Annotated in this window: 1 protein-coding gene; it reads left to right on the forward strand. The window is 58.7% G+C overall.

The annotated features are described in order from the left end of the window. Window positions 1-1,572, forward strand: a 1,572-nt coding sequence (locus C8N36_RS23895) for a VCBS domain-containing protein (RefSeq protein ID WP_170125988.1), incomplete at both ends; no start/stop codon positions are given.

Genomic DNA, 1,572 nt, shown 5'->3' on the forward strand with positions numbered 1-1,572 from the left:
TGTCCGGTCAGATGTCTGCGACGGATGTGGATACGGGCGACAGCCAGAGCTACTCACTGGTGCAGGCGGCACCCGCGGGTTTTGCGATGGGGCCGGACGGATCGTGGACGTTTGATCCGACGGATGCAGCCTATCAGCACCTTACGGCCAACGCGACGCAGCAGATCACGGTCCCTGTGACAGTAACCGACAGTGCCGGTGTGACGGATACGCAGAACCTCGTGATCACGGTGACGGGGACAAATGACGGCCCCGTGGTGAGCGGTCGGGTGAGCTTGCCGGGCGGCACCGAGGATCACGCGGTGTCGATCAGCGTGGCGCAGCTTCTGGAACATGCGACGGATATCGACACCGGAGACACATTGAGCGTGAGCGGCCTGAGCGCCAGCCACGGCACGATCACCGGCGACGCGGCGCATGGCTTCACTTTCACACCGGACGCCAATTACAACGGGCCGGTGCAGCTGAGCTACTCTGTCACGGACGGCCAAGGAGGGACCGCTTCGCAGACCGCGTCCCTCGCGTTGGCCGCAACCGGCGATGCCGCCATCATCGGTGGCGTTGATACGGGGTCTGTGACCGAGGACAAGGCGCCTGGGCACCACTCCATTGTCGGCACAATCGCTACGAGTGGCGCACTGACGATCACAGACGTAGACGGCGCGGCTCAGGAGCACTTCCAAGTGCAGAGCAACGTTACCGGATCGAATGGCTATGGCAATTTTGGCATCGACCAAAGTGGACACTGGACATACTCAGCCAATAATCAGCAAGCTGCAATACAGACTCTCGGGCCGGGCCAGAGCCTTACTGATACCCTGCAAGTCACCAGCACGGATGGCACGACACATAATATCGAGGTCACGATCCACGGAACGATCGACACGCCGACTGTGGGTGCAACTGTTGGCACATCGCAATCGCAACCCGGCCATGCAAGTGCCTCTGTCGCTGGATACACGACAAGCTCTCCAGCAACTATAGACGGAATGACCATACATGGTTTCGCAGCGGGGCAAGCATATGAAACTTCTCCTGGAAAACTGGCTGATCTGACGGGCGCGGCTGGGATCGTTGGAACAAACCTTCGCGCAATGGGTGTCGACGCCAAAGAACCATCAGCGGCAGCAAGCATAACTCAGTCCCACGCAAGTCCTCAGTCTGTTGACAGTCTGATGGTGGACCCAACGGATAAAACCCAGCAGGTGGGTGAAACCATGGTCCTGGAATTTAACGGAACCACGCACAGTGCCTTCTTGGAGCTAGCCAGTTTCGGTGGACAAGGCGACAAGGTGACTTGGAAAGCTTACGGTGCTGATGGCAGTGTCGTGGCGCAAGGCGAAGTGGCTGGCGACCAATCCACTAATCCGTCGGGTCGTGTAGATCTGCCGATCCAAACTCAGCAACCCTTTGCCTTTATCGCGATTCATGCCGAAGTTCCGAATCCTGTGGCCACCAGCAGCGGATCGGCGCAGTTTACGACGAATGTGAGTCTGGCGAGCGTTCAGGCAGAGCTCATTCGGTTTGCAACACCTCTGGATTTATCCGGTGGTATCGGAGACACAGGCGATA

The organism is Pelagimonas varians, assembly GCF_003208435.1.
GTDB lineage: Bacteria > Pseudomonadota > Alphaproteobacteria > Rhodobacterales > Rhodobacteraceae > Pelagimonas > Pelagimonas varians.